The sequence below is a fragment of the Planktothrix sp. FACHB-1355 genome (assembly GCF_014748295.1).
Taxonomy (GTDB): Bacteria; Cyanobacteriota; Cyanobacteriia; order Cyanobacteriales; family Aerosakkonemataceae; genus Aerosakkonema; species Aerosakkonema funiforme_A.
Genome location: NZ_JACJUP010001336.1, coordinates 1 through 1580, shown reverse-complemented (window position 1 = coordinate 1580; position 1580 = coordinate 1). Strand labels below are relative to the sequence as shown.

Annotated in this window: 2 protein-coding genes; one reads left to right on the top strand and one right to left on the bottom strand. The window is 47.6% G+C overall.

Annotation, left to right across the window (positions count from 1 at the left end):
- Positions 1–862, top strand: an 862-nt coding sequence (locus H6S82_RS32135) for an NAD(+) kinase (RefSeq protein ID WP_191057417.1), incomplete at its 5' end; no start/stop codon positions are given.
- Between the two features lie 18 nt (positions 863–880).
- Here the strand turns inward: H6S82_RS32135 and H6S82_RS32130 are convergent.
- On the bottom strand, positions 881–1580 hold a 700-nt coding region (locus H6S82_RS32130; RefSeq protein ID WP_191057416.1), incomplete at its 5' end, for a hypothetical protein.

Below are 1580 nucleotides of genomic sequence, written 5' to 3'. Positions count from 1 at the left end.
GGTAGAAAAGTGCGCCAGAGAACTGGAAAAACTCGACTGTAAGGTGCTGATGGGGCCGAGTGGGCCAAAAGATAATCCTTATCCGGTTTTTTTGGCATCATCTACACAACCGATCGATCTGGCGATCGTACTGGGAGGGGACGGTACGGCTTTGTCAGCAGCGCGGAATTTGGCAGGAGATGGCATCCCGATTTTGGCCGTGAATGTGGGGGGACATCTGGGTTTTTTGACGCAGCCTTTTGAGGAATTTAAAGATACTGAGAAAGTTTGGGAACGGTTAATTGACGATCGCTTTGCGATTCAGCGGCGGATGATGTTGCAAGCGGCGATATTTGAGGGCGATCGCCGGGACTTGCCACCGGTGAGCGATCGCTTTCTTGCCTTAAATGAAATGTGCGTCAAACCCGCTTCAGCCGATCGAATGCTCACCTCTATTTTGGAGATGGAAATTGATGGTGAAGTAGTCGATCAGTACCAGGGAGACGGGTTAATTGTGGCAACGCCTACAGGGTCTACTTGCTATACGGTTTCTGCTAATGGGCCGATCGTACACGATGGTATGGAAGCGATCGCCGTAACCCCTATTTGCCCTCTAAGCCTTTCCAGCCGTCCCATTATTTTACCCCCTGGCTCTGTAGTTAGCATTTGGCCTTTGAGCGATTACGAACTCAGTACCAAACTGTGGATGGATGGGGTTATGGCCACCTCTATTTGGCCGGGACACCGGGTTGATGTTTGCATGGCTAACTGTCAAGCTAAATTTATTATCTTGCGAGATAACTATTCCTACTACCAAACATTACGAGAAAAGCTGCTGTGGGCTGGAGCGAGAATTCGTTACGACAACAATCACCGCAATTGAAGCATACCAATGTGGCGGCTAGCCAATTTTGCGAGCTTTACGGCGGCAAACATTCATCAAAAATGCACCTACCAAAGCTAAACCAGCAAACGCAGTTGGTTCGTCAACTTTTTCAAATTCTGCCCCCACTAGGCCAAAATCACTGTTTTGGACAGATAGGGGAGGAACGCCTGGTTGGGAGACTGGTGCTAATCTAAGGCTAGTGAGAAAGGTATCTGCAAAAGGATTAGAGATACTATACCAACCTCCACCCTGAATATCGCTTTTGCGATCGGTCGAATTACTGATGGCCTTTATTTCTCTGGAACCGTCCATCCACGACCAAACAGCTGTACTTTTATCTTTAATAGTTAGGGTACCTGCAATCCCAGATATATTGGGAGCCGCAGCCGCAATCTCATAAACCTGCTGTCCAAACTCACCTAACGGGTAAAGCGCACCGAGATCCAGGGATTTAAGTATACCCCCACCTTCGGGAAGTGTTAAATCAATGTATTCTCCGAAGTTAATGCCCGCAGGAATATCGGGATTGAAAGGTTCGCCGTTGCTTACACCAACACTCTTTACATTACCCTGAAAACCATCATCTACAGCCGACCGATCTTTAAAATACTTCCCTTGCATCAGGCCACCACCAGCTTCCAGCTTAAAACCATCGTCAGTTTCGCATTTGGGTATTTGGTCTATATCTTTACCAACTAGGAGGTTAGTGTTATTG